Origin of the sequence: Blastococcus sp. TF02A-35, from assembly GCF_004571075.1 — a bacterium.
Classification (GTDB): domain Bacteria; phylum Actinomycetota; class Actinomycetes; order Mycobacteriales; family Geodermatophilaceae; genus Blastococcus.
The window spans coordinates 48,621-72,392 of the sequence record NZ_SPQP01000008.1; the positions used below are offsets into that span (position 1 = coordinate 48,621).

Sequence of the window (23,772 nt, forward strand, 5' to 3'; positions counted from 1 at the left end):
CTCGGACCTCGAGCCGCTCTCTGCCGTCGCTCCGTCGAGTGGCGACGGCCGTCGCGCTGCGGCTCGCTCCTGCTGCTGACGGCGACGCCGTTCGCGCTCACGCTGGCGTGCGCGGTACTCGCCGCTTCCCTTGCTGCCCATGATCCCGAGCGTCCGGGGTGACGTTCATGTACCTGTCACCACGAATTGCTCGTCGGCCTGATGCACCAGGTGTGTGGGACTGACTCCGTCTTTGCGCCACAGACGCGTATCGACGCAGTCCGACGCGGGTCCGGCTGCTCTGGCCGTGCGGCCTCCTGGGTGGGAGGATCGAAGTTGGGTGAAGTGGTAGTCAGCTCTTCCTCTTCCATCGCGCCAGAGGCTGAAACGGCACGCAGGTGGGCTTCCCACGCGGCAGGCGACACTGGGCATCGCACTGGGTCTCGCAGCGGAGCTAGCGAGGAACTCGACACGTAATCTCAGATACCCGCTCAGACGTCAGTCTGGGCACTGCTGGCGCGCTTGTTAATGACGACCAGCATGAAGCATGCTGATCTCATGAAGACGCAGCCGACACGCAAGCGCACCGGCAGCCGAGCAGCGCCTGCCGAGGCCCTGGCAGTGGCTGCCGATGAGAAGTTCACCCGAGAGTTCCTGCTCCAACGCGCTCGCCGTGAGAGCACGCCCATCCGCCAGGATTTCGTGCAGGCCCCGCGTGGTGGTGCGAGTCGCCACGGGCCCTTGGCGGCCTTCGTGACTGGGCGGGACCTGCGGGGTCTGCTGGCCTACCTGCTGGCCGTCGGGATCATCAGCAACGGCGATCGGGACGACGGCTGGAGCACCAGCCTGCCCATTGCCACGTGGGCCCGGGCGCTGGGACTGACTCGCAACGCCACACCGGCCTCCGCCGCGACTGGAGTGAGCAAGGTGTTCGCCCGGCTGGTCGACCGCAAGCTAATCGAGAAAACCCGGCATGGACGAGAGCGACAGATCAGGGTCACCCTGCTCCGTGAGGACGGTTCAGGGGATCCATATGTCCGCCCCAAGGGCGATACCGGAAACAAGTTCCTGCAGCTCCCGCACGCCTTCTGGAACGAGGGCTGGCACGAGAAGCTCGACCTGCCGGCCACGGCCATGCTGCTGGTCGCCCTCCACGCCAAGCCGGTGTTCCCCATGCCCACCGAGCACATGCCCCAGTGGTACGGGTGGTCGGCCGACACCGCCGAGCGCGGTCTGAAGACCCTGCAGGACGTCGGTCTGCTCACCAAGTCCTCTCGCTGGGTCAAGGACGCAGTGAGCCCCATCGGGGCCAAGAACCTCACTGAGTACCGGCTAACGGGGTCCTTCGAGCGGGTCCCTACCTCCAAGCCCAAGCCCAAGCGGGCCATGAAGGACGCGTCGGCGAGCATCGCCGCCGACGACGACACCACATCCGACACTGACACGGACCCCGTCACGACCAAGGAGACCGCCCCGTGAGCTCGTCCATGCCCGGGGAGGAATCCACCGACGGGAACACGCTCCCGCCGGCGTCGCTCCCCGCGAACAGTTCCCTGCAGATGTTCTACGTCGACGACTCCGGGGTTGAGAACACCGGCTGGGCCACGTTCTCCTGGATCCAGACCACACCAAACGGGTGGCGAGCGATGCTCCGTCGCTGGCTGGACCTGCGCAAGGAGCTGTATGAGCAATTCCGCATCCCGCCCTCGGTCGAGATCCACGCCACCAAGTTCCTAGGCAGTCGCGGTCGCCCGTCCACTGACCCGGCGTTCAACCACCGCAAGCAGCGCATCCAGGCCGCGGAGCTGATGCTGAGCACGATCGCCGGCATGCCGGGGGTCGGCATCGGCACCGCCTACCGGCACACCACCGCACGCGGGTCGCGCTACGCGGAGGAGAAGGCCGACCTCTACCTGTCCCTGACCCAGCACCTGGACCAGCAGCTCGCTGACGCAGGCAACCTCGGGCTCATCTTCATGGACGGGACCGGCACCGACCCCACCTACCGCCGTGCCCACCGAGCACTGAAGCTGGCCACCCGCTCGATCGTCGAAGACCCCATTTTCCAAGGCTCACATCTGTCCCAGCCCGTGCAGGCCGCCGACCTCATCGCCTGGACCACCTACCAGCACCTACTCCGCCATCCCGGCAAGAAGCAGTTTTGGACCTGGTACCAGGATTACCTGCAGCCCCTAGACGTCAACGGAGGCCCTATCCAGCTGTAGCAGAGCCCGACCCCGGACATGGCTAGACCCGCCAATCCACGAATGTGGGGCGGGTCCGCTCTGCGAGACTAGCACGGCAACAACTGCCGCGCTAGCGGGCAGCTGGCTTCTGCCGCGGCGGCCCGTACAAGATCGCGCAGCGGTACGCAGCTGGCGAGCGAGACAGCAAGCCGCTGATCGATCGGATGGCCCTTGGGCGGTCCCCCCTCGCCTCCGTCTTGAAGCCTCGATGGATCGTCGGCTCTCAGGACGCGACGCTAGCGGCGGTGTCGGCCAAGCTCCGGCCGTGACTGGTATCCACGAAATTTTCTGCCCCCGCCACGGCGACCGGTACCTATGCATCCAGGAGCCTGACGGGCCGGTGATTGTGCACTCACACCAGGGCGCCGGCCCGTCACGGAGCATTCCTCGCGACGCCCGGCTGCAGCGGTACTGCAGTGCATGCGCCTGGATGGAGGACATGGACGAGTAGGTCCCGACAGACGCCTTCTGCGAACACGGTCAGAGGGGAGCCCTTCGACATCGGCCGCGCGCTCTCGCGTCGTCTCGGGCAGCCGAGAGGTACGAGCCCACGTTCTGTCCGCTAGGAACGGCTCGTCAGGGCGCTTCGGCGTCGCCGATTCCGCCGGAGACTCTGACGGCGGCATCGGCAACGGCCCGGCGCTGGCACCGGTCGCCCAGACAAGTCTGGCGGCCCCACAACTTGGCGTGCCTGGCGACCAAACGAGCGGGATCCGAACCTCAGCGCCGCCTGCTAGAGATCGGGGTGACTTCGCCGTGCCCTTCCCGTCTCGAGGACGGTGTCCGACGGATCCGGCCTTCGAGCGGAATCGGCAGTGCGACGTCCTCCGATGAAACAGATGACCAGTCGATCCACCGGGAAACCATTCGTTCACTCAAACCGACGACCCGGGCCGCTATGGTGACCGCTTCTTCTATCGCGGGTTCGGTTCGCGCGCGCCGGTCCAGGGCGCGTTGCAGCCAGATTGGTTCCTCATTGGTTGTGGGAACGGGCTCGTGCTTGTTCCAGCCGCGTTTAGAGATCTGCTTGTAAAGGCTGGTGGCTTGGTCAGCGTCGATGATGCCTAGTTGCTGGAAGCGAACGACCAGCGCTTTGATTGCGATGCCCCAAGTCGCTTTCAACTCGGCGAGCGTAGAAAGGGTTACTCGACCACCGAGTCGTTCCCAGTCCTCGATCAGTGGCTGCGCTGGAGCCAAGAAGGCGCTGGCAAACCGATGCGCTTGGCGTTCGATACGTTGGGCGTCAGCGGCAGTGGCCGGTGGAGGCATGTGGGAATGGAGTCCTAGATGGCCGATTTCGTGCGCAATTGTGAAGCGCTGCCTGTCTCCTGGTACGCCACCCTCGCCGGGCCTACTGACTCGCACGAAGGGGACGCCGTCGATGCGGTGCGACATCCCGAGGTGGCGGCCGAGCTCGCTCACGAGCGGGAGGACGACGCATCCGAGTCGATCGGCAGCGCGCATCGCATTGCCCACGACGGCATCTGGTGCGATGTCGGCCGCGACGCGGACCTCGTCGGCGAATCGCTCGATGGCGTCGCCGTCATTGAGGTCGTCGTGGAAGAGTGGGATTTGGTCGGGAATCCGCTTTAGCTGCAGTGTGGTAATTACCTCGTGCGCGATCAGGTCGTCGGCCATGACACTGTCGACGGTCTTGGCGTTCGCGTCGGCGTAGGCCCGCAGCCAGGGACGGGTTGAAACCGCGTCGTGGCGTCCCCTCAGGAGAAACTCGGGCGTGCATTGCAACCCGATCGCGAGGGTCGACAGCAGGTCGTCATCGATGGGGTGGCGCCCATTTTCGATTTGCGAAACAAGTTTATTGCTGGGCACGTCACGGCCAGTTATGGCACGTGCGAGCTCGCTCTGACTGATATTTGCGGCAAGTCGCAGGACTCGAACGCGCTCGCCGATGGCAGCGGGCGAAGTCACCGGGAGACCTCTCAAGAAAGTAAGGAGGAGAGCAGGGCGTTGGTGAGGTCACGCAACGCCGGCGCTGCCGTCCTCGGTGCCCTCTTCGTCATCGAACCCGTCAAGCCCCTCTTCGGTCGACGTGAAGTTCGGCGGCGGGGTCATGTCGATCAACGGAATGACGGCGCCGAGCAGCAGCGTCACGGGGCCGTTGCCCTCGCTGCCGACAACTTCCGCAGCGATGATCTCGTCGAGCGTGTGGTCCTCGCTGCTGATGTAGCCGAGCAGCCAGCGCTCCTCCACGAAGAGTGCATCGACCTCGGTCGTCAGCAGGCTCGACCCGAGGCCGCACACAAATCGGTACGCGCCGTCTGCAGTCCGAGTGCCGCGCTTCACGCGGTACTTGCGCAGGTGCCCGCCACCGCTGGCGATCAGGTCCACGCCGCCGCTCACCTCCTCGATGGCGAACCCTTCTCGCGACGCCGCGCGACGCGCGGCGTCGAGGAAGAGTTCACGCTCAAGTGCGCTTGCCGGGCGGCGCGTCCGGCGGAAGGAGCGGTGCTGGTCGGTCGCGACACCGACCAGGTAGCCCGACTCGTCTCCGATCTCGGACATCTCCCGGGCGATGGCCTTGAGACTGTGAACCTCGGTCTCTGGTGGGCGAACCATGCGGGAATAATATTCCCAGGCAATTCACCCTGTCCAGCAGACTCGCCGGGAGGCCTCACTGGGCGTGGCTCCTGCGGGGTCGGTCCTCCTGGCAGCCTCCCGCCGGGTGCGGCGAAGCCGGAAGGGGGGGCGGGGGGCCGTCCCGGAGGGACCGAAGGGCCCTTCCGGCGGCCGTTGCGGCTGGCATCCTCTCGGTGCGCGGAGCGGGGCAGTCGAGCTCCTTAGAGCGGCTAAGAGATCTTGGTCCGCAAGAAGTCCGCAAGAAGTTCAATAGCCCTCGTCTCCGGCCGTCGTTGGCCAACGACGAACACGCAGGTCAAGTGGCAAGTCCGTCGTCCTCCGCAGACGTCCAAACGCCCCCGGAACGTTCCGCTTCAACGTCTGACACCCCTCAGCGACGCAGTTCGGCCACCTCGTCGAGCCGGCCGAGCTTCTGCGGGTTCCGCATGGCGTACATGCGGGTGATCCGGCCGGCCTCGACGACGAACGTGATCGCGGTGTCGAACTCGCCTCCCGGGTCGATCCGTGCGCCGACCGCTCCGTTGACCAGCGGCGTGGTGACCGGCACGGGCGGCACGAGGTCGGCGAAGCGGGAGAGCGCGTTGGCGACCCGTGCCCGGCCGGCGACGGGGCGCAGCGCCGCGGGAGCCAACCCGCCGCCGTCGGCGACCACGACGACATCGGGCGCCAGCACGTCGAGCAACCCCTGCACGTCGCCGCCGGTGAGCGCGCCGAGGAACCGCTCCACGACCTGCTGCTGCTCGGTGCGGCTCACCTCCATCCGGGGACGCCGGGCCGCCACGTGCTCGCGCGCCCGGTGCGCTATCTGCCGCACCGCCGCGGCCGACTTCCCCACGGCGGTGGCGATCTCGTCGAAGGGCACGTCGAACACCTCGTGCAGCACCAGAACGGCGCGCTCGGTCGGCCCGAGCGTCTCCAGCACGGTCAGCATCGCGATCGAGACGCTCTCGGCCAGCTCGACGTCGTCGGCCACGTCGGGACTGGTCAGCAGCGGCTCGGGCAGCCACTCGCCGACGTAGTCCTCCCGCCGGCGGGCCAGGGTGCGCAGCCGGTTCAACGCCTGTCGGGTGACGATCCGGACCAGGTACGCGCGCGGCTCCCGCACGGTCTCCTGGTCCACGTCGGCCCACCGCAGCCACGTCTCCTGCACCACGTCGTCGGCATCAGCGGCCGAGCCGAGCATCTCGTAGGCGACGGTGAACAGCAGGCTGCGGTGGGCCACGAACGGGTCGTCGGTCATGCCGGGGCGACCCCGTCCGTCGACGCGGTGGCCAGGGGCGGCAGGCCGCAGGCCGCGGCGAACTCCTGCGATCGGATGCCGAGCGCGACGTTGCCCCGGGCACTCATGTTCATCGCCCCGACCCGGAAGGTGAGCTCCAGCAGTGCCGCCTCACCCAGCTCCTCCAGCAGCGCGGCCGCCATCTCGTCGGTCACCGCTACGGGCGTCTGGCACATCGCCTCCGCGTACTCCATGACCCGCCGTTCGAGGGGCGTGAACACGGCGGACTCCCGCCACCGCGGGACCTCCCGTGCCTTGAGCTCGTCGAGGCCGTGGTTGTGCGTCATGAAGTAGTGGAGGTCCAGGCAGAAGCTGCAGCCGATCGCGCCGGCCGCAGCCATGGCGGCGAACGACGCGAGGTTGCGGTCCAACCGGTTCCACGAGTCGACCTTGCGGCCGAAGCCCATGGCGTCCTTGAGCAGTGCCGGGTAGTGCCACATCACCCCGGCGGCGTCGGGCACCTGGCCGAACATCCTCCTGCTCATCGTCGTCAGCAGGGTCCCGTAGATGCCGGTGATCCGGGTGGCCGGGATCCGGGTGCTCGTCATGTCTCCTCCAGCGTCTCGATCGGGTCGACATGAAGACACCGGCAGGGACCCGGGTGTGACAGCCGTCCGGGGGACGCCCGGGTGGCCGTCGGGATCGTGCCCCGGCGGCCACCCGGGTGGGAGGCGCTGCCGGTCAGGTCGTGACGAGGCTGCGCACGTTCCCGGTGACCACCAGGGCGAAGCGGCGCGCCACGCGCAGGCCCTGGTCGGCCAGCGCGTAGCTGGTCTCGATGACCTCCTCCGGCCGCACGAGGACGGCGGGCACGAGGCTGCGCACGATCGTCGTCACGCCGTTCACGAGGCCGGCGACGGCGTCCTCGCTGCTGTCCGCCGCCGCGGAGAGCAGCTGCCGGGCCTGCTGCTGCTCCTGCTCGCGGAGCTCCGCGAGCAGGTCCCGGCGGACGGCGAGGACCAGCTGGCGGGCCCGCTCGTCGTGGGACCCGTTGCGCGACTCCTGCAGGACCTGGGCGGCCAGCAGCTCCCGCGCCCGGTCCTCGGCCTCGTCGCGCGTGCGGGCCAGCTCCTCCATCTCGCCGGCGGAACCGGCAGCGCTCCCCGTCTCGGGCTGAGGTGCGGCGTCCTGGGCGCGCCGGCGGGTTTGCTCCTCGGTGTCGGGTGCGGTCGAGGCCTTGGCAGACGGCGTGGTCATGGCTTCCTCCTGGGTCGGTGCTCGATTCCGGGCACCACGAGGCTCCGGCCGCGAGGTGACCGTGAGGCGAGCACCGCGCGCACGGGAGGAGGAAGGGCCGCCAACAGTCGGGCGTCGGGTCAGACCTTGCCGCGGAGGATGCGGCGCCAGTAGACCTGCGGCAGGCCGTAGCGGTCGAACGCCCACTGCCAGCGACGGGGCACGAAGGGGTCGATGAGCGGGACCGACGGGCTCGGCCGGCCGTCGCGTTCGACCTCGTTCAGCATCAGCGTCCGCCGGCTCACCGTGATCGGCATGACCGTGTAGCCGTCGTAGCGCTTCAGCGCCCTGCCCGTGCGTGCGGCGGTCAGGTTCCGCGCCAGGACGTCGACCTGCTTCCGCAGGGCGCCGCCCGAGGGGCGGGTCGCGAGGTCCGCCGCGTCGCCGATCGCCCACACGCCGCCGTGCTCGCGGTGGCGCAGCGTCTCCGGGTCGACGTCGACGAGCCCGGGGGAGCGGTCGGCGGACAGGCCGGCGTCGGCGACGAAGCGCGGCGCCCGGTAGTGCGGGACGGCGTGCGCGAAGTCGAGGTCCCCCAGCACGCGCGAGCCGGTGGGCGTGCTCAGCGTGACCGAGTGCAGGTCGCCGTCCACCCGCTCGACCACCGACTCCCGCAGCACCTCCACCCCGAGGCCGGCGAACGCGTCCTCGAGGAACCGGTCGGCCTCGGTCAGCCCCGTCGCCGTGGCCGCCGGCAGCACGAGCCGGACCTGCAGGTCGGCCAGGACGCCGGTCCGCCGCCAGTGGTCGCAGGCGAGGAACAGCGGCTTGAGCGCGGTCGGGCCGCAGGAGGCCGGCTCCGGCGGCACGGTGAACAGCACCGACCCGCCGCGCAGCGACGTCAGCCGCGGCCACACCGTCGGCGTGCTGCCCGGCACGTAGGACGACGCCGCCCACCCCTCGGCGTACGCGGAGTGCAGCCCGGGGGTGGCGTCCCAGTCCTCGACGAGCCCCGGGCAGAGCACCATCGTCGAGCAGTGCAGGACCCGCCCGCCGCGGGTCCGCACGGTCATCGCGGCCGGGTCCACCGACTCCACGGCGTCCCGCACCCACCGGCACCCGTCGGGCACGAGGTCGGCCATCGGGCGCTCGAGCTCGGCCATCGTCGCCTGCCCGCCGGCGACGTAGTTCAGCAGCGGCTTGTACCGGTGGACCGGCTGCGGGGCGACGAGCGTGACGTCACCGGCCCCGTCGCGCAGCAGGCGCGCAGCGAGGGAGATGCCGGCGTTGCCGCCGCCCACGACCAGGATCTCGGAGTGCTCCACGCCCGCTCCCTCGGAAGAGGCCACGGGCACCCGGTGTCGCCGCAGCTCGCCCGAGCCTGCCCAACGCGAGCCGGTCCCGCAGCCCGGGGGGACGAGGTCAGCCGGCGAGACGGGCGCACTCGGCGCAGTGCGGCCCGCCACCCGACGCCGGCCAGTCCGCCGCGGCGAGAGCGACCACGAGCACGCCGCAGATCGAGGCCTCGAGACCGTCCACCACCGGTCGCGCCACGGCATGGGCGACGTCGCCGGCGCGGCCGATGGCGAACCCGCGCCCGCTGAGCTCGCGGCCGGTGGACCCGGCACCGGAACCGGTCACGAAGAGGCTTCCCGTCATGACGCCAGGGTGGGGGCACCCGGTGTCCGGGGGGTGACCCGCCGCCGAACACCGGGTGTCATCTGGGTCAGCCCTCGTGCACCGGCCGGTAGACCAGGTGCAGCACGCCGGTCGGCAGCGCCTCCGACGACACCAGCTCCAGCGGCGTCCGGCCGAGCTCGTCGGTCCACCGCCGCTCGCCCGAGACCACGATCGGGTCCACGAGGAGCACGAGCTCGTCCAGGAGGCCGGCCTCCAGGAGCGCGCGCACGGTCGAGAGGCTGCCGGACATGCCGATCCAGCCGTCGGTCCGCTCCTTGAGCTCGCGCACCTCGTCCAGGCCGCGCAGGACCGAGGTGTTCTCCCAGCCCGACTTCTCCAGCGTCGTGGACAGGACGTACTTGCGGATCGGGTTGATGAAGTCACCGAACTCGTCGGTGGTGTTGCCCGGCCAGTACTCCGACCACATGTCGTGCAGCACCCGGCCCATCAGGTAGGCCTCGCAGCGGTCGTTGTGCCGGTCCACCGCCTTGCCCATGGCGTCGTCGAAGTACGGGAAGTGCCACTGGTCCGGCCGTTCGGCGGAGCCGTCGACGGTCGTGAACAGGGCGGCGGCGATCTTTCCCACGGGGTGTCTCCTTGCGATGAGCGGTTGTCGAGAAGGTAGACGGGGAGCCGGACCGGAACTCATCGGGCAGAGTGGTCACGTGTCACGTCCGCCGTTCCCGCCGTTCACGCTCGAGACCGCCCGGCAGAAGGTGCGGGCGGCCGAGGACGCGTGGAACACCCGCGACCCGCTCCGGGTGGCCCAGGCCTACACCGAGGACACCGTCTGGCGGAACCGCGACGAGTTCCTGACCGGCCGCGACGAGGTCGTCGCCTTCCTGGCGCGCAAGTGGGAGAGGGAGATCGACTACGCCCTGCGCAAGGAGCTGTGGGCCTTCACCGACGACCGCATCGCCGTCCGGTTCCAGTACGAGTGGCAGGACGCCGAGGGCCGGAGCTGGCGCTCGTACGGCAACGAGAACTGGGAGTTCGCCGCCGACGGGCTGATGCGCCGGCGCGAGGCCAGCATCAACGACGTGCCGATCGCGCTGGAGGAGCGCTGGATCCTCGGCCCGCGCGACGACGGCGACACGACGCCGCTGCCGCTGCACTGACCCCCGAGCCGGAACCAGGGTCGGATCCGGGGGTTCCCCGATGTCCCGGGGGCGCCGCGGCGGCCAGGCTCGAGCCATGACCACCGCAGAGACCCCCACCCCGCAGCCGGCTCCCGTCCGGCCCTTCCTCCGCAGCGGAACCGACCGGATGGCCGGTGGCGTCTGCGGCGGCCTGGCCGACTACACCGGCATCGACGCCACCCTCTGGCGGGTGGGCGCCGTCCTCTTCACGCTGACCGGCGGCGCCGGCGTCCTGGTGTACCTGCTCCTGTGGGTCGTCGTCCCCTCGGCACCGCTCTCCGAGGGCACCCGGCCCAGCCTGCTGGAGGAGTGGGCGCAGCGGCTGCGCGCCGCGGTGCTCGGGCGGCGCGGCTGACGCTCAGCCGGCGCGCCAGAGGGCCCAGTTGGTGTTCGCCGACGGCGTCGCACCGGAGACCTGCCACCCGGCGTCGGTGCGCGCCATGGTGAACACCCAGTCCTGGTTGGCCGACACGTCGCTGCTGCCCAGGGACACGTTGACGCCGTAGTGCCCGTCCACCACGAGCACCGGCTGCGCGCCGGCCCGGCCCACGTGCACGGTCGTGTCGATCGGCGCGTGCAGCAGGGGACCGCCGTCGTCGCAGCCACCGGCCAGGTCGTCGGCCAGCGCGTGACCGTTGCCGTCGTCCTCCGGGAGGTCGCTCAGCAGCATCGGGACGTCGCCCGCCATCTCCTGCACGTCGGCCTGCACCGCGAGCAGGAAGTCCGGCGTGAGCAAGGTGGCCAGCTCGGGGCTCAAGGCCCCCTCGGCCCACCACTCGCAGTCGGCGAGCGACAGCCGCGCCACCCGGGCCGCACGGCCCAGCGCCACCGCGACCTCGCTCTCCCCGAAGGTGGCGACGGCGTCCCGGTAGCCGGCGTCCCGGACCACCGGGCCGGGGTCCTCGAGCGTCGGCTCCGGGGCGTCCGGCGCCGCCGTCCACGGCGCGGGGGCGGCCACGGCGGGGGCGTCGTCCCCGGCGGTGCAGGCACCGAGGCCGAGGGTCAGGACGGCGACGGCGCAGACCGGCCAGGTGGTGCGGCGCATGGCGTGGGGCCCTCTCGTGGTTCCGGCACCGGCGGGGACCGGTCGGTGCCCACGATGCCGGGCGGTGGCGCCCCGACCACGGAGGAGCAGTGCGACACGACGGTCCGCGGCCGCCGGCGTGCTGCAGGATGTGCGCATGACCGTCCCCGCCGGGCACCAGCCGGCCCCCATGGTGGTGCCGCACTTCTTCGTCAAGCAGCGGATCACGATGATGGTGAACCGCTACGAGATCCGCATGGCCGCCCCCGACGGCGGCCAGGGCCAGCTCATCGCCTTCGCCGAGCAGAAGCGGATGAAGCTCAAGGAGGAGGTCGTCTTCTTCTCCGACGAGTCGAAGTCCCGGCGGGTGTTCTCCTTCAAGGCCAGGCAGCGGCTCGACGTGCACGCCCAGCACGACGTCTACGACGAGTACGGCACGGTCATCGGGTACTTCAGCAAGGAGTTCGGGGCGAGCCTGCTCCGCTCCACCTGGAACCTCTCGGCTCCCGGCGTGGACGCCGTCGGCCAGGAGCGCAGCATGTTCATCGCGGTGCTGCGCCGCGTGTGGGGCTTCATCCCCTACCTGGGCGACGTCTGGGTCCCCTTCGTCTTCCACTTCGACTTCACCGACACCCGGTCCGGCCAGGTGGTCCTGTCGAGCCACAAGAGGATCGCGTTCCGGGACGCCTACGACGTGACGGTGCCCGACCCGCGGCTGGACTTCCGGGTGGCGGCCGCCATGGCCGTGGCACTGGACGCACTGCAGAGCCGCTGACGGCGGGAAGCCCTCCGGGCCCGCGTCGGTTGTCCCTGGCAACCGACGCGAAAGGCCTGCACATGAGCATCACGCTGTCCGTCCTCGACCTCGCCCCGATCCCGCGGGGGGAGACCGCCACCAGCGCCATCGCCGCCAGCGTGGCGTTGGCGCAGCGTGCGGAGGAGCACGGGTTCTCGCGGGTCTGGTACGCCGAGCACCACAACATGCCCTCGATCGCCTCGTCGGCGACCAGCGTGCTGATCTCGCACGTGGGCGCCCACACCAGCCGCATCCGGCTCGGCGCCGGCGGGGTCATGCTGCCCAACCACTCGCCGCTGACGATCGCCGAGCAGTTCGGCACCCTCGAGGCCATGTACCCCGGGCGCATCGACCTGGGCCTGGGCCGGGCGCCCGGCAGCGACCAGAACACCATGTACGCCCTGCGCCGCGACCCGCACTCGGCCGACACCTTCCCCCAGGACGTCCAGGAGCTGCAGGGCTACCTGACCGGCAACACCCGGGTGCGCGGCGTCGACGCCATCCCCGGCAAGGGCTCGGACGTGCCGCTCTACATCCTCGGGTCCTCGATGTTCGGCGCCCAGCTGGCCGCCGCCCTCGGCCTGCCCTACGCCTTCGCCTCGCACTTCGCCCCGGCCATGCTCGAGCCGGCCGTCGCGGCCTACCGCAGCCAGTTCAAGCCCTCCGAGCAGCTGGCCGAGCCCTACGTCATCGCCGGTGCCAACGTCGTCGCAGCCGACACCGAGGACGCCGCCCGCGAGCAGCTCGAGGCGGTCAGGCGGAACCTGGCGATCGGCCTGTTCGGGCGCGGCCAGGCGCTCACCGACGAGCAGGCCGACCAGCTCCTGGCGCAGGGCGCGGGACAGCACGTGAGCTCGATGCTCACCCACACCGCGCTGGGCACCCCGGCCCAGGTGGGGGACTTCCTCGAGCGGTTCGCCAAGACCGCCGACGCCGACGAGCTGATCGTCGCCTTCCAGTCCCCGAGCCTCGAGGGCCGGCTGCGCGCGGTCGAGCTGACCGCCTCCGCGCTGGCCTAGGCGGCCGCCGGCTCAGTCCTCGTCGTCGCAGACCTCGAGCTCCAGCCGGCCGTCGTCCTCCAGGTCGGCCTCGAAGTCGACGTCCTCCTCGCCGCGGCGGAACTCGACGTCGGCCTCGTCCTCGTCGCTGCTGGTGCTCACGCTCCAGCCCTCGTCGGACCGCGCCTGGACGAGCGTGATCGCGTTCCCCTGGCGGGTGAGCGTCACGGTCCCGACCCCGGTGATGGCGTACACGCCGTCGGCGGTCTCCGGCACCGGTACGCAGGAGCCCGGCGCCGGCCGGGCGATCTCCGCCGGTCCCGGCCCCGCCGACGGCGAGGACGAGGCGGATGGCGAGGAAGACGACGGTGCGGAGGACGAGGTGGGTGCCGACGGGCTGGTGCTCGCCGCCTCGCCCGCCGGCGCCGGTGGCTCGTCGCTCCCGCATCCGGCCAGGACGGTGGCGAGGAGCAGGGCCGGCAGGACGGCGGTGGGACGGCGCATGGCGCTGCCCTACCCGCTCGGGACGGGCCGTCCCCTTTTTGCGGCTTCCCGCCCCCTGCGATGCACTGGGGCCGTGCCCGAGGACCGCGAACCGCTGACCGAGCAGGTGGACCCCGCGGCCGAGGCGCCGCTGCAGCGGACGAGGAAGTGGAGCCTCGTCGGCCCCGGCATCGTCGTCGCGGCCACCGGTGTCGGCGCCGGCGACCTCGTCGCCACGCTGATCGCCGGCTCCCGGTTCGGCTACGCGCTGCTGTGGGCGGTCGTGCTGGGCGTCGTCGTGAAGATCGCGCTCGCCGAGGCGACCGGCCGCTGGCACCTGGCCAGCGGCTCGACGATCTTCACCGGCTGGCGCACCCTCGGCGCCTGGACCTCGGTCTACTTCGTCGTCTACGTGGCCGTCTGGGGATTCGTCTACGGGGCGACGGCGATGACGTCGTCGGCCCTGCCGCTGGCCGCTCTGTTCCCGGTGCTGTCGATCCCCGCGTGGGGCGTCATCTGCGGCGTCGTCGGGCTGGCCGTCGTCTGGTTCGGCAGCTACCGGGTCTTCGAGAAGGTCATGACGGTCCTGATCGGGGTCATGTTCGTGATCGTCGTCGGGCTCGCGGTCCTCGTGGTGCCCGACCTCGGCGCGACGCTCTCCGGCCTGGTGCCGAGGCTGCCGGAGGGCTCGGCGGTCTACACCCTCGGGCTGGTGGGCGGCGTCGGCGGCACGATCACCATGGCCGCCTACGGCTACTGGGTGAACGCCAAGGGCTGGCGCGACGCCTCGTGGATGAAGGTCATGCGCCTGGACAACCGGGTCGCCTACATCACCACCGGCGTCTTCGTCGTCGCGATGCTGGTCGTCGGCGCGGACCTGCTGCACAACTCGGGCGTCTCGCTCACCGAGGGCGACCGCGGGCTGCTCGACCTCGACGAGATCCTGCGCGACCGCTTCGGCGCAATCGTGAGCACGCTGTTCCTCATCGGCTTCTTCGCGACGTCGTTCTCCTCGCTGCTCGGCGTCTGGCAGGGGGTCAGCCTGCTGGTCACCGACTTCGTGCGGACGTCGAAGCGGGCCGGCGGCCAGCTCGCGGAGGGGCCGGCCGAGCGGAGCCTGCCCTACCGCGCCTACCTGCTGTGGCTCACCTTCCCGCCGATGGCGCTGCTCTTCCTGGACCGCCCGTTCGCCCTCGTGGTGGCCTACGGCGCGCTCGGCGCGTTCTTCATGCCGTTCCTGGCGATCACCCTGCTGTGGCTGCTCAACAGCCGGCGCACCCCGGAGCGCTGGCGCAACGGGTGGCTGTCCAACGCGTTGCTCGCCGGCGCGGCCGTGCTCTTCCTGGCCCTCTGCGTGAACGAGCTCAGCGGCCTCGGTTCGTGATCAACACCGGGGTTTGCCCCCCGGGGTGGGTGCGGGTACGCCCGGTGGGTGACCTACTCGATCGTGGCCCGTGATCCCGAGACGGGGGAGATGGGCGTCGCCACCCAGTCCCAGGCGTTCGCCGTCGGCAACAGCGTCCCGTTCGCCCTGCCCGGGCACGGGGTGATCGCCACCCAGTCGATGGCCGAGCCGATGTACGGCTCGGTCGGTCTGGACCTGCTGCAGGGCGGCTTCACCGCCCAGGAGGTGCTGACGGCGCTCAGCAGCGTCGACCCGCAGCCCGAGCGGCGGCAGGTCGCCGTCCTCGGCGTGAACGGCGACCTGGCGGCCTACACCGGCAGCAGCTGCGTGGACGACGCCGGCCACCTCATGGGCGACAACTGCGTCGCGCTGGCGAACATGGCCAGCTCGCCGGCCGTGTGGGAGGCGATGGTCGAGCGCTTCGAGGGCTCGGCCGGCCCGCTCGCCCAGCGGCTGCTCTCCTCGCTGGTGGCGGGGGAGGAGGCCGGCGGCGACTTCCGGGGCCGGCGCTCGGCGGCGATCATGGTCATCCGCTCGACCACGACCGGCCGGCCCTGGCACGACATGGTGGTCGACCTGCGCGTCGACGACTCCCCGGACCCGCTCGGCGTCCTCGCCGACCTCACCGTCACCCGCGCCCGCTACCAGGACGTCGTCCGCGCCTTCCAGCAGGCGATCGACGGCGACCCCGTCACCGCCGACCGCGAGCTCGATCTGCTGCGGCCCATGGACCCGGTCACCGAGCCCGACCAGCTGATGTGGCGGGCGGTCATCGCCGCCCTGGCCGGCCGCGAGGACGCTGCCCGGGACATGCTCAAGGAGCTGGCCGCTCTCGCTCCGCAGTTCGTCGAGGCGGCCAGCCGCTTCGGCAAGGCCGGGCTCATGCCGGCCGACGTGATCGAGCGGATCATCCCGCCGGTGCCCGCGACCTGAGGGTCAGCCCGCGGGGAAGCGGTGCTCGGCCACCAGCCGGCGAGGCGCCCGGGACGCCCACGCCTCGCCGACCAGCTCCGCGAGCACCGGGCCGTCGACCCGGTCGAGCCGGCACAGCACCGCCGCCCAGCCGTCGAAGTGCGACGTCGTGAAGCAGACGTCCGGCTCGGCGGCGAGCAGCGCGGCCTTGGCACTCTCGTCCGGCACCGAGACGACCGCGACCGGCCCCTGCGGCGCAGCGGGGCCCAGCTCGGCCAGGTCCTTGGCGTGCAGCGGGCGCTCCCGGACGAAGGTCCTCCCGCGCACCAGCCAGCGGCGCCGCCCGCTCGCCGACACCGCCTCGGTCGTGCCCGGCAGCGCGAGGCACAGGCGCGCCACGTCGTCCCAGTCGGCCACGGGTGCACGGTACGGAACGCGCCCCGCCCCTGGACGCCAGAAGGCCCCCTCCGGAGAACCGGAGGGGGCCTTCGTGGCGCTAGCGGTGGCTCAGCTCTTCGGCCGTGCGCCGGCGCGCAGGGCGCCGAGCAGGTCGTGGTTCAGCCGGGAGATGGTCTCCATCGAGATGCCCTTCGGGCAGGCGGCCGAGCACTCGCCGATGTTCGTGCAGCCACCGAAGCCCTCGCGGTCCTGCTGGGCGACCATGTTGACCACGCGGTCGTCCCGCTCCGGCTGCCCCTGGGGGAGCAGGCCGAGGTGGGTCACCTTGGCGGCGGTGAACAGCATCGAGGAGGCGTTCGGGCAGGCCGCCACGCAGGCGCCGCAGCCGATGCAGGTGGCGGCGTCGAACGCGGCGTCCGCGTCGGCCTTGGGCACCGGGGTGGCGTGCGCCTCCGGGGCCGTGCCGGTCGGGACCGAGATGTAGCCGCCGGCCTGGATGATCCGGTCGAACGCCCGCCGGTCGACGGCGAGGTCCTTGATCACCGGGAACGGCGAGGCGCGCCACGGCTCGATGTCGATCGAGTCGCCGTCCTTGAACGAGCGCATGTGCAGCTGGCAGGTGGTGGTCTGCTGCGGACCGTGCGCCTGCCCGTTGATCATCAGACCGCACATGCCGCAGATGCCCTCGCGGCAGTCGTGGTCGAAGGCGACCGGGTCGTCGCCCTGCATGATCAGCTGCTCGTTGAGCACGTCGAGCATCTCGAGGAAGGACATGTCCGGCGAGATGTCGGTGACCTTGTAGGTCACCATCTTGCCCTTGACCGACGGGTCCTTCTGCCGCCAGATGCGCAGGGTCAGGTTCATCCCGAGCTTCTCGTCGGCCGGGTTGCCGACGCTGGACTGCATGCTGGCTGTCACTTGTAGCTCCGCTGGGCGAGGTGGACGTACTCGTACACGAGGTCTTCCTTGTGGAGGACCGGCGGCTGACCCTCCGGCGTCCACTCCCAGGCGGCGACGTAGGCGAAGTTCTCGTCGTCGCGCAGCGCCTCGCCCTCGGGGGTCTGGCTCTCCGCGCGGAAGTGGCCGCCGCAGCTCTCCCGGCGGTGCAGGGCGTCGATGCACATGAGCTCGGCGAGCTCGATGAAGTCGGCGACCCGGCCGGCGTGCTCCAGGGTCTGGTTGAAGGAGTGCCAGTCGCCGGTGACCTTCAGGTTGCTCCAGAACTCCTTGCGGATCTCCTGGATCCGGTCGATGGCCTTGCGCAGGCCCTCGTCCGTGCGCTCCATGCCGCAGTAGTCCCACATCAGCTGGCCGACCTCCCGGTGGAAGGACGCCGGGGTCCGGGTGCCGTTGATGCTGAGCAGCTTCTGGACCTGCTCCTGCACGCCCTGCATGGCCTCGACCGCGGCCGGGTGGGACTCGTCGACCTTCTCGAACGGGCCGTCGGCCAGGTACGAGCTGATCGTGGAGGGGAGGACGAAGTAGCCGTCGGCCAGGCCCTGCATCAGCGCGGAGGCGCCGAGGCGGTTCGCGCCGTGGTCGGAGAAGTTGGCCTCACCGATCACGAACATGCCGGGGATCGTCGACTGCAGGTCGTAGTCGACCCACAGGCCGCCCATCGTGTAGTGGACGGCGGGGTAGATGCGCATCGGCGTCGCGTAGGGGTCCTCGCCCGTGATCTGGGCGTACATGTCGAAGAGGTTCCCGTACTTGGCCTCGACCGCCGGGCGGCCCATGCGCTCGATCGCCTCGGCGAAGTCCAGGTAGACACCCAGGCCGCCGGGGCCGACGCCACGACCCTCGTCGCAGACGTTCTTCGCCTGGCGCGAGGCGATGTCGCGGGGCACCAGGTTGCCGAACGAGGGGTAGATCCGCTCGAGGTAGTAGTCGCGCTCGGACTCGGGGATCTCCCGCGGGTCGCGAGTGTCGCCGCGCTCCTTGGGGACCCACACGCGGCCGTCGTTGCGCAGCGACTCCGACATCAGGGTCAGCTTCGACTGGTAGTCGCCCTTGACCGGGATGCAGGTCGGGTGGATCTGCGTGTAGCAGGGGTTGGCGAAGTACGCGCCCCGCTTGTGCGCCCGCCAGATCGCCGTGGTGTTGGAGCCCTTGGCGTTCGTGGAGAGGTAGAAGACGTTGCTGTAGCCACCGCTGGCGATGACGACGGCGTCGGCGAAGTGGGTGCTGATCTCGCCGGTGACCAGGTCACGGGCGACGATGCCGCGGGCTCGGCCGTCGACGATGATCAGGTCCAGCATCTCGGTGCGGGCGTTCTGCTCGACGTTGCCGGCCGCGATCTGCCGCTCCAGCGCCTGGTAGGCGCCGTAGAGCAGCTGCTGGCCCGTCTGGCCGCGCGCGTAGAAGGTCCGCGACACCTGCGTGCCACCGAAGGAGCGGTTGTCGAGCAGGCCGCCGTACTCGCGGGCGAAGGGGACGCCCTGCGCCACGCACTGGTCGATGATGTTGACGCTGACCTCGGCGAGGCGGTGCACGTTGTTCTCCCGCGCCCGGAAGTCGCCGCCCTTGACCGTGTCGTAGAACAGCCGGTGCACGCTGTCGCCGTCGTTGCGGTAGTTCTTCGCCGCGTTGATACCGCCCTGCGCCGCGACGCTGTGCGCGCGGCGGGGGGAGTCCTGGTACCAGAAGGACTTCACCTTGTAGCCGGCCTCGCCGAGCGTGGCGGCGGCGGAGCCGCCGGCCAGGCCCGTGCCGACGACGATGATCGTCAGCTTGCGGCGGTTGGCCGGGTTGACCAGGCGGCCCCGGAACTGGCGCTCGCTCCAGCGCTCGCCGATCGGGACGTCGGTGGGGGCCTTGGTGTCGGCGATCGGGTCGCCGACGCTGAACAGGTCGAGAGGCATCGGGGGAGCTCCTTAGTCGACGAGCCCGAAGAGGACGCTGAACGGCACGATGAGGAAGCCGGCGATGAGGATCGTGGAGAAGACGATCGCGAAGGCGTTGACCGTCCGCTCCCGCCGCCGGTTGCTCTGGCCGAGGGTCTGCGTGGCGCTCCAGATGCCGTGGCGCAGGTGCATGCCGAGCAGCAGCAGGGAGATCACGTAGAAGGCCGTGATGAACGGGTTGGAGAAGCTCGCGACCAGCCGGTCGTACGGCGAGGCGTCGTGGCCCTCCGGGTTCACGACACCCATCGTCAGGTCGAGGATGTGGTAGACGATGAAGAGCAGGACGATCACGCCGCCCCAGCGCATGGTGCGCGACGCGTAGCTCTGCGCCACGGCCTTCTTGGTCACGTACCGCTCGGGGCGGGCGCGCCGCGCCTGCCGCCACAGCGAGACCGCGGCCCAGAAGTGCGCGACGACCGCGGCCAGCAGGACGACGCGGATGATCGTGAGGGCCGTCTGCTCGGGCAGCGCGGGCGCACCGATGGTGCGGATCCACTCCGAGTAGTGGTTGAAGGAGTCGCGGCCCGTGTAGACCTTCAGGTTCCCGATCATGTGCGCGATCAGGTACAGCACCATGACGATGCCGCTGACGGCCATGACGGCCTTCTTCACGACCGAGTTGGTCTTTGCAACCTTCGGGGTTCTACGACCCGCGTGCGTCACCGTCACCACAAGCCCCCACGCTAGGACTACCGGAGCCTCGCCACCAAACCAACACGAGGTGACACACCTCATGTAAGGGTGCCCTCACCGCAGGTCAGCCGGGGGTATCCGTCATTCCCGCAGGTCGAGGCACCGCGCCACGGTTGAGCCGGCGGCCCGCGGGGGAGGAGGGCACCGTGCCCTCTCCCACACGTGGTTTTCTCGGCCGCCGGCGCGAGCGCGACCCGCGGCTGCCGCCGGGGCAGTACGACGTCGGCACCGACTGGCCGGTGCTCACCGCCGAGCCCACGCCCCGCATCCCGCCCGAGCGCTGGAGCATCACCGTGGACGGGGAGGTGGAGAGCCCGACGACGTGGACCTGGGACGAGGCCCACCGCCTGCCGCCGTCGGAGTACCGGGGCGACATCCACTGCGTGACGACCTGGTCGAAGTTCGACACCCGGTTCGGCGGGGTCTCCCTCGACACCCTGCTCGAGGCGGCGCGGCCGACCGCGGCGGCCCGCTTCGTGCTGGCCACGTCCTCGACCGGCTACACGACCAACCTGCCGCTGGCCGACGTGACCGGTGGCAGGGCGTGGCTCGCCTGGGAGTTCGACGGCCGGCCGCTGACCCCCGAGCACGGCGGCCCGGTGCGGCTGCTGGTGCCGCACCTGTACTTCTGGAAGAGCGCGAAGTGGGTCAGCCGGCTGACCCTGCTCACCGAGGACCGGCCGGGGTTCTGGGAGCAGAACGGCTACCACGACCGCGGCGACCCGTGGCGGCAGCAGCGGTACCAGGGTGACTGAGCCGGGGCGCGCCCCGGCCGGGGGCTGGCGGACGGCGACCGTCGCCGGGGTGCGCCGGCCCGTGCCGCGCTCGGTACAGCTGCGGCTCGACGTGCACGACCGCATCGACCACCTGCCCGGCCAGCACTACGTCGTCCGGCTGACCGCGCCCGACGGCTACACCGCCCAGCGCTCGTACTCGGTGGCCTCGGCGCCGGGCGACCCGCTGGTCGAGCTGTTCGTCGAGCGGCTGCCCGACGGCGAGGTGTCGACGCACCTGGCCGACGTCGTCGAGCCCGGCGACGAGCTGGAGGTGCGGGGGCCGATCGGCGGCTGGTTCGTCTGGGACACGGTCTCCCCGGCCCTGCTGGTGGCCGGCGGGTCGGGTGTCGTCCCGTTCGTGGCCATGCTGCGCGCGGCGCGGGCGCTGGGGCGCACGGACCTGCTGCGGGTGGCGGTCTCCGCCCGCACCCGCGAGGAGCTGCCCTACGCCGACGAGCTCGAGGCGGCCGGTGCGCTCGTCGTCCTCACCCGCGAGGCCAACGGCATCCGCCCGGCCGGCCGGCTCACCGCCATGGACCTGGTGCCCCTGGTCGAGCCGGGGCAGACGGCGTACGTGTGCGGCTCCGGGCTGTTCGCCGAGGCCGCGGCCCAGCTGCTGCTCGAGCTGGGCGTGGACCCGTCCGACGTCCGGGTGGAGCGCTTCGGCCCCAGCGGCGGACCGGCCTGACCTGCGGCAGGGTGTCGCCATGACGACGACCGCCCCGCACCCCACGCCGGCGCTGGACCCCGCCCTGGTCGCCCGGCTCGCCGCCCTGGTCACCGCAGCTCCCGACCGCCCCAGGCAGGCCTCGCACGCGCCGTTCACCGGCGACGTCGTCGGTGAGGTGCCGACCTGCACCGCCGAGGACGTGCAGGAGGCGCAGCGCCGGGCGCGCGCGGCCCAGGTCGAGTGGGCGCGCCGCCCGATCGCCGAGCGCTGCGCCGTGATGCTGCGCTACCACGACCTGGTCCTGGAGCGGCAGGAGCAGATCCTCGACGTCGCCCAGACCGAGACCGGCAAGGCGCGGGTCAGCGCCTTCGAGGAGCTGGCCGACGTCGCCATGACGGCGCGGTACTACGCGAACACCGCGGCGAAGCACCTGCGGCCGACCCGCCGCCAGGGCGCGCTGCCGGTGCTCACGAGGACCACCGAGCACCACCACCCCAAGGGCCTGGTCGGCGTCATCAGCCCGTGGAACTACCCGCTCACCCTCGCCGTCTCCGACGCGATCCCGGCGCTGCTCGCGGGCAACGGCGTCGTGCTCAAGCCCGACGCACAGACCCCGTTCACCGCGCTGATCGCCGTCGAGCTGCTCTACGAGGCCGGCCTGCCGCGCGACCTGCTCCAGGTGGTCACCGGCGCCGGCCGGGTGCTGGGGACGCCGCTGATCGAGGGCGTCGAGTACCTGATGTTCACCGGCTCCACCGCCACCGGGCGCACCGTGGCCGAGCAGTGCGCCCGCCGGCTGATCGGCTTCTCCGCCGAGCTGGGCGGCAAGAACCCGATGGTCGTGCTGGCCGACGCCGACCTGGAGAAGACGGTCGAGGGCGCGGTGCGGGCCTGCTTCTCGAACTCCGGCCAGCTGTGCATCTCGGTGGAGCGCATGTACGTCGAGGACGCCATCTACGACCGGTTCGTGCCCGCGTTCGTCAAGCGGGTGGAGCGGATGAAGCTCGCGGCCGGGTTGACCTGGGACGCGGAGATGGGGTCGCTGGTGAGCCAGGACCAGCTCGACGTCGTCTCCCGGCACGTCGACGACGCCGTCGCGAAGGGCGCCCGCGTGCTCGCCGGTGGCAAGGCGCGCCCCGACCTCGGGCCGCTGTTCTACGAGCCGACCGTGCTGGAGGGCGTCACCGACGGGATGGAGCTGACCCGCGACGAGACCTTCGGCCCGGTGGTGGCCATCAGCCGGGTCCGCGACGCCGAGGAGGCGGTCGAGCGGGCCAACGACACCGAGTACGGGCTGAACGCCAGCGTCTGGTCCACGCCGCGCCGCGGCGCGGAGATCGCCACCCGCATCCGGTCGGGCACGGTGAACGTGAACGAGGCGTACGCCGCGGCCTGGGCCTCGCACGACGCCCCGATGGGCGGGATGAAGGACTCGGGCGTGGGCCGCCGGCACGGCGCCGAGGGCATCCTGAAGTACACCGAGTCGCAGACCGTCGCCGTCCAGCGCGGCGTGCCCGTCGGGCCGCTGCCGGGTCTCCCGCTGGACCGCTACGCGAAGGTCATGACGGCGGGGCTCAAGGCGCTCAAGCGGGCGCCCTTCATCCGCTGACGGCGGCGAGCAGGGCCGCGATGGTCTCCGCCACGGAGGGCAGGGACTCGGCGCCGGGGGCATGGGCGAGCAGGAGCCGGCGGCCCTGGGGTGGGACCAGGGCCGCCGTCACGGTGTGCGAGGGGCTGGCGGCGGCAAGCGCCAGTTCCGGGAGGAGAGCGACCCCGAGCCCGGCCGCGACGAGCGTCTGCGTGACCACGTAGTCGTCGGTGACATGCCGGATGTCGGGGGTGAAGCCGGCGACCGCGGCGCACTCCATGAGGTGGGTGCGGCAGCGCACGCAGCCGGCCACCCACTGCTCGTCGCTCAGGTCGGCGAGTGACACCTCGGGGTCCGCAGCTCGAGGGTGCCCGGGCGGCAGGACAGCGCGGATCGGGTCGTCGGCCAGCGGCAGGGTCACCAGGTCCTCGAAGGACTCGCCCTCCTCGTCGTAGGCGAACAGGAGTGCCAGATCGACCTCGCCGGCCAGCAGCAGCTGCCGGGCGACGGCAGGGTCGGCCTCGGTGAGGCGGACCTGCAGCTCGGGAAAGCGCTCGGCCAGCTGCCTCATCGCCCTGGGCACGAGGGTCGCGCTCGCGGACGGGAACGCGGCCAGCCGGACCCGGCCCGCGCGGAGGTCGGCGAGTGCGGACAGCTCCTCCGCGGCGACGCCGAGCCGGGCCGCGATCGCATCCGCGTGGCGGAGCAGCACCTGCCCGGCCTCGGTCAGCCGGATCCCCCGGGCGCTGCGGAGCAGCAGCGGTTGGCCGAGGTCGCGTTCCAGTCGCTTGAGCTGCTGGCTCACGGCCGGTGCCGTCCAACCCAGCTCCCGCGCAGCGGCCGACATCGATCCGGCCCGCCCGACGGTCCGGAAGACGAGCAGCCGTCGCGGGTCGACTTCCGGAACTGCCTGGTCGCGGGCCATGGATCATTGAAGCCCGCTGGGGCGCTTCGCGGAAGCCGCAGGGTGTGAAGCGCTGCTTGGGGGATGCTGAACCAGAACGGCCTTGTTCCGGTCTGGGGGGCTC

At 71.2% G+C, this 23,772-nt stretch carries 26 protein-coding genes; 11 read left to right on the plus strand and 15 right to left on the minus strand.

Translation table 11 applies throughout. The annotated features are described in order from the left end of the window. Nucleotides 1-537: 537 nt before the first annotated feature. Nucleotides 538-1,458 (plus strand): hypothetical protein, encoded by a 921-nt coding sequence (locus E4P43_RS05740; RefSeq protein ID WP_135144456.1) that lies wholly within the window; start codon nucleotides 538-540, stop codon nucleotides 1,456-1,458. Beyond that, nucleotides 1,455-2,204, plus strand: a complete 750-nt coding sequence (locus tag E4P43_RS05745) for a DUF3800 domain-containing protein (RefSeq protein ID WP_209313746.1) — start codon at nucleotides 1,455-1,457, stop codon at nucleotides 2,202-2,204. Before E4P43_RS05740 ends, E4P43_RS05745 begins: the two co-directional genes overlap by 4 nt. Nucleotides 2,205-2,945: 741 nt before the next feature. Here E4P43_RS05745 and E4P43_RS05750 read toward each other — a convergent pair. The 8 genes from E4P43_RS05750 to E4P43_RS05785 all read right to left on the minus strand — a co-directional run bounded on the left by E4P43_RS05750 (nucleotide 2,946) and on the right by E4P43_RS05785 (nucleotide 9,544). Beyond that, a complete protein-coding gene (locus E4P43_RS05750; protein ID WP_135144457.1) occupies nucleotides 2,946-4,154 on the minus strand; it encodes an XRE family transcriptional regulator in 1,209 nt (402 codons plus the stop codon). 48 nt (nucleotides 4,155-4,202) lie between these two features. After that, complete coding sequence (locus tag E4P43_RS05755) at nucleotides 4,203-4,802, minus strand: hypothetical protein (RefSeq protein WP_135144458.1); 600 nt, start codon at nucleotides 4,800-4,802, stop codon at nucleotides 4,203-4,205. Nucleotides 4,803-5,193: 391 nt separating this feature from the next. After that, the gene (locus tag E4P43_RS05760; protein WP_135144459.1) at nucleotides 5,194-6,063 is read right to left on the minus strand and encodes an RNA polymerase sigma-70 factor; all 870 of its coding nucleotides are present in this window, start codon (nucleotides 6,061-6,063) and stop codon (nucleotides 5,194-5,196) included. After that, entirely contained in the window at nucleotides 6,060-6,650 is a 591-nt protein-coding gene (locus E4P43_RS05765) for a carboxymuconolactone decarboxylase family protein (RefSeq protein WP_135144460.1), read from the minus strand. The genes E4P43_RS05760 and E4P43_RS05765 overlap by 4 nt, the downstream gene beginning before the upstream one ends. Nucleotides 6,651-6,783: 133 nt before the next feature. Beyond that, complete coding sequence (locus tag E4P43_RS05770) at nucleotides 6,784-7,299, minus strand: hypothetical protein (protein WP_135144461.1); 516 nt, start codon at nucleotides 7,297-7,299, stop codon at nucleotides 6,784-6,786. 119 nt (nucleotides 7,300-7,418) lie between these two features. Next, nucleotides 7,419-8,603 carry an FAD/NAD(P)-binding oxidoreductase gene (locus tag E4P43_RS05775; RefSeq protein ID WP_135144462.1) on the minus strand — a complete coding sequence of 395 codons (1,185 nt, stop codon included), beginning with the start codon at nucleotides 8,601-8,603 and terminating at the stop codon, nucleotides 7,419-7,421. Between the two features lie 97 nt (nucleotides 8,604-8,700). Further along, nucleotides 8,701-8,937 carry a hypothetical protein gene (locus E4P43_RS05780; protein WP_135144463.1) on the minus strand — a complete coding sequence of 79 codons (237 nt, stop codon included), beginning with the start codon at nucleotides 8,935-8,937 and terminating at the stop codon, nucleotides 8,701-8,703. A gap of 67 nt (nucleotides 8,938-9,004) precedes the next feature. Further along, complete coding sequence (locus E4P43_RS05785; protein ID WP_135144464.1) at nucleotides 9,005-9,544, minus strand: dihydrofolate reductase family protein; 540 nt, start codon at nucleotides 9,542-9,544, stop codon at nucleotides 9,005-9,007. A gap of 79 nt (nucleotides 9,545-9,623) precedes the next feature. Between E4P43_RS05785 and E4P43_RS05790 the strand changes: the two genes are divergently transcribed. After that, the gene (locus tag E4P43_RS05790) at nucleotides 9,624-10,076 is read left to right on the plus strand and encodes a nuclear transport factor 2 family protein (protein WP_135144465.1); all 453 of its coding nucleotides are present in this window, start codon (nucleotides 9,624-9,626) and stop codon (nucleotides 10,074-10,076) included. Between the two features lie 76 nt (nucleotides 10,077-10,152). Beyond that, nucleotides 10,153-10,452, plus strand: coding sequence for a PspC domain-containing protein (locus tag E4P43_RS05795; protein ID WP_135144466.1), 300 nt, complete (start codon nucleotides 10,153-10,155; stop codon nucleotides 10,450-10,452). Nucleotides 10,453-10,455: 3 nt separating this feature from the next. Here the strand turns inward: E4P43_RS05795 and E4P43_RS05800 are convergent, their stop codons facing one another. Next, on the minus strand, nucleotides 10,456-11,142 hold the full coding sequence (locus E4P43_RS05800; protein WP_135144467.1) for a hypothetical protein: 687 nt from the start codon (nucleotides 11,140-11,142) through the stop codon (nucleotides 10,456-10,458). A gap of 136 nt (nucleotides 11,143-11,278) precedes the next feature. On the opposite strand from E4P43_RS05800, the gene E4P43_RS05805 reads away from it, so the two are divergent. Both E4P43_RS05805 and E4P43_RS05810 read left to right on the plus strand, forming a co-directional pair. Continuing rightward, nucleotides 11,279-11,896, plus strand: coding sequence for a hypothetical protein (locus tag E4P43_RS05805; protein ID WP_135144468.1), 618 nt, complete (start codon nucleotides 11,279-11,281; stop codon nucleotides 11,894-11,896). Between the two features lie 62 nt (nucleotides 11,897-11,958). Next, nucleotides 11,959-12,936 carry an LLM class flavin-dependent oxidoreductase gene (locus E4P43_RS05810; protein WP_135144469.1) on the plus strand — a complete coding sequence of 326 codons (978 nt, stop codon included), beginning with the start codon at nucleotides 11,959-11,961 and terminating at the stop codon, nucleotides 12,934-12,936. A gap of 12 nt (nucleotides 12,937-12,948) precedes the next feature. Here E4P43_RS05810 and E4P43_RS19815 read toward each other — a convergent pair whose 3' ends face one another. After that, complete coding sequence (locus E4P43_RS19815) at nucleotides 12,949-13,419, minus strand: hypothetical protein (RefSeq protein WP_167759076.1); 471 nt, start codon at nucleotides 13,417-13,419, stop codon at nucleotides 12,949-12,951. Nucleotides 13,420-13,492: 73 nt separating this feature from the next. Between E4P43_RS19815 and E4P43_RS05820 the strand changes: the two genes are divergently transcribed. Then, nucleotides 13,493-14,782 (plus strand): Nramp family divalent metal transporter, encoded by a 1,290-nt coding sequence (locus tag E4P43_RS05820; RefSeq protein ID WP_245158947.1) that lies wholly within the window; start codon nucleotides 13,493-13,495, stop codon nucleotides 14,780-14,782. Between the two features lie 48 nt (nucleotides 14,783-14,830). Continuing rightward, nucleotides 14,831-15,736: a DUF1028 domain-containing protein gene (locus E4P43_RS05825; protein WP_135144471.1), complete on the plus strand. Its 906-nt coding sequence runs from the start codon at nucleotides 14,831-14,833 to the stop codon at nucleotides 15,734-15,736. A 3-nt stretch (nucleotides 15,737-15,739) separates the two neighbouring features. On the opposite strand, the gene E4P43_RS05830 is transcribed toward E4P43_RS05825, so the two are convergent. The 4 genes from E4P43_RS05830 to E4P43_RS05845 all read right to left on the minus strand — a co-directional run bounded on the left by E4P43_RS05830 (nucleotide 15,740) and on the right by E4P43_RS05845 (nucleotide 19,629). Continuing rightward, nucleotides 15,740-16,132: an MmcQ/YjbR family DNA-binding protein gene (locus tag E4P43_RS05830; RefSeq protein ID WP_135144472.1), complete on the minus strand. Its 393-nt coding sequence runs from the start codon at nucleotides 16,130-16,132 to the stop codon at nucleotides 15,740-15,742. Nucleotides 16,133-16,222: 90 nt separating this feature from the next. Beyond that, nucleotides 16,223-17,032: a succinate dehydrogenase/fumarate reductase iron-sulfur subunit gene (locus E4P43_RS05835; protein WP_245158948.1), complete on the minus strand. Its 810-nt coding sequence runs from the start codon at nucleotides 17,030-17,032 to the stop codon at nucleotides 16,223-16,225. After that, nucleotides 17,029-18,975, minus strand: a complete 1,947-nt coding sequence (locus E4P43_RS05840; RefSeq protein ID WP_135144473.1) for a fumarate reductase/succinate dehydrogenase flavoprotein subunit — start codon at nucleotides 18,973-18,975, stop codon at nucleotides 17,029-17,031. Before E4P43_RS05840 ends, E4P43_RS05835 begins: the two co-directional genes overlap by 4 nt. Before the next feature lie 12 nt (nucleotides 18,976-18,987). Then, nucleotides 18,988-19,629, minus strand: a complete 642-nt coding sequence (locus E4P43_RS05845) for a succinate dehydrogenase cytochrome b subunit (RefSeq protein WP_245158949.1) — start codon at nucleotides 19,627-19,629, stop codon at nucleotides 18,988-18,990. Between the two features lie 227 nt (nucleotides 19,630-19,856). On the opposite strand from E4P43_RS05845, the gene E4P43_RS05850 reads away from it, so the two are divergent. The 3 genes from E4P43_RS05850 to E4P43_RS05860 are packed head-to-tail and all read left to right on the plus strand — an operon-like array spanning nucleotide 19,857 to nucleotide 22,765. Then, entirely contained in the window at nucleotides 19,857-20,465 is a 609-nt protein-coding gene (locus E4P43_RS05850; protein WP_135144475.1) for a sulfite oxidase-like oxidoreductase, read from the plus strand. Beyond that, on the plus strand, nucleotides 20,458-21,174 hold the full coding sequence (locus tag E4P43_RS05855) for an FAD-binding oxidoreductase (protein WP_245158950.1): 717 nt from the start codon (nucleotides 20,458-20,460) through the stop codon (nucleotides 21,172-21,174). The genes E4P43_RS05850 and E4P43_RS05855 overlap by 8 nt, the downstream gene beginning before the upstream one ends. Before the next feature lie 19 nt (nucleotides 21,175-21,193). Beyond that, on the plus strand, nucleotides 21,194-22,765 hold the full coding sequence (locus tag E4P43_RS05860) for a succinic semialdehyde dehydrogenase (protein ID WP_135144476.1): 1,572 nt from the start codon (nucleotides 21,194-21,196) through the stop codon (nucleotides 22,763-22,765). Here E4P43_RS05860 and E4P43_RS05865 read toward each other — a convergent pair. Then, complete coding sequence (locus E4P43_RS05865; RefSeq protein ID WP_135144477.1) at nucleotides 22,755-23,669, minus strand: LysR family transcriptional regulator; 915 nt, start codon at nucleotides 23,667-23,669, stop codon at nucleotides 22,755-22,757. The genes E4P43_RS05860 and E4P43_RS05865 overlap by 11 nt on opposite strands. Nucleotides 23,670-23,772: the final 103 nt, after the last annotated feature.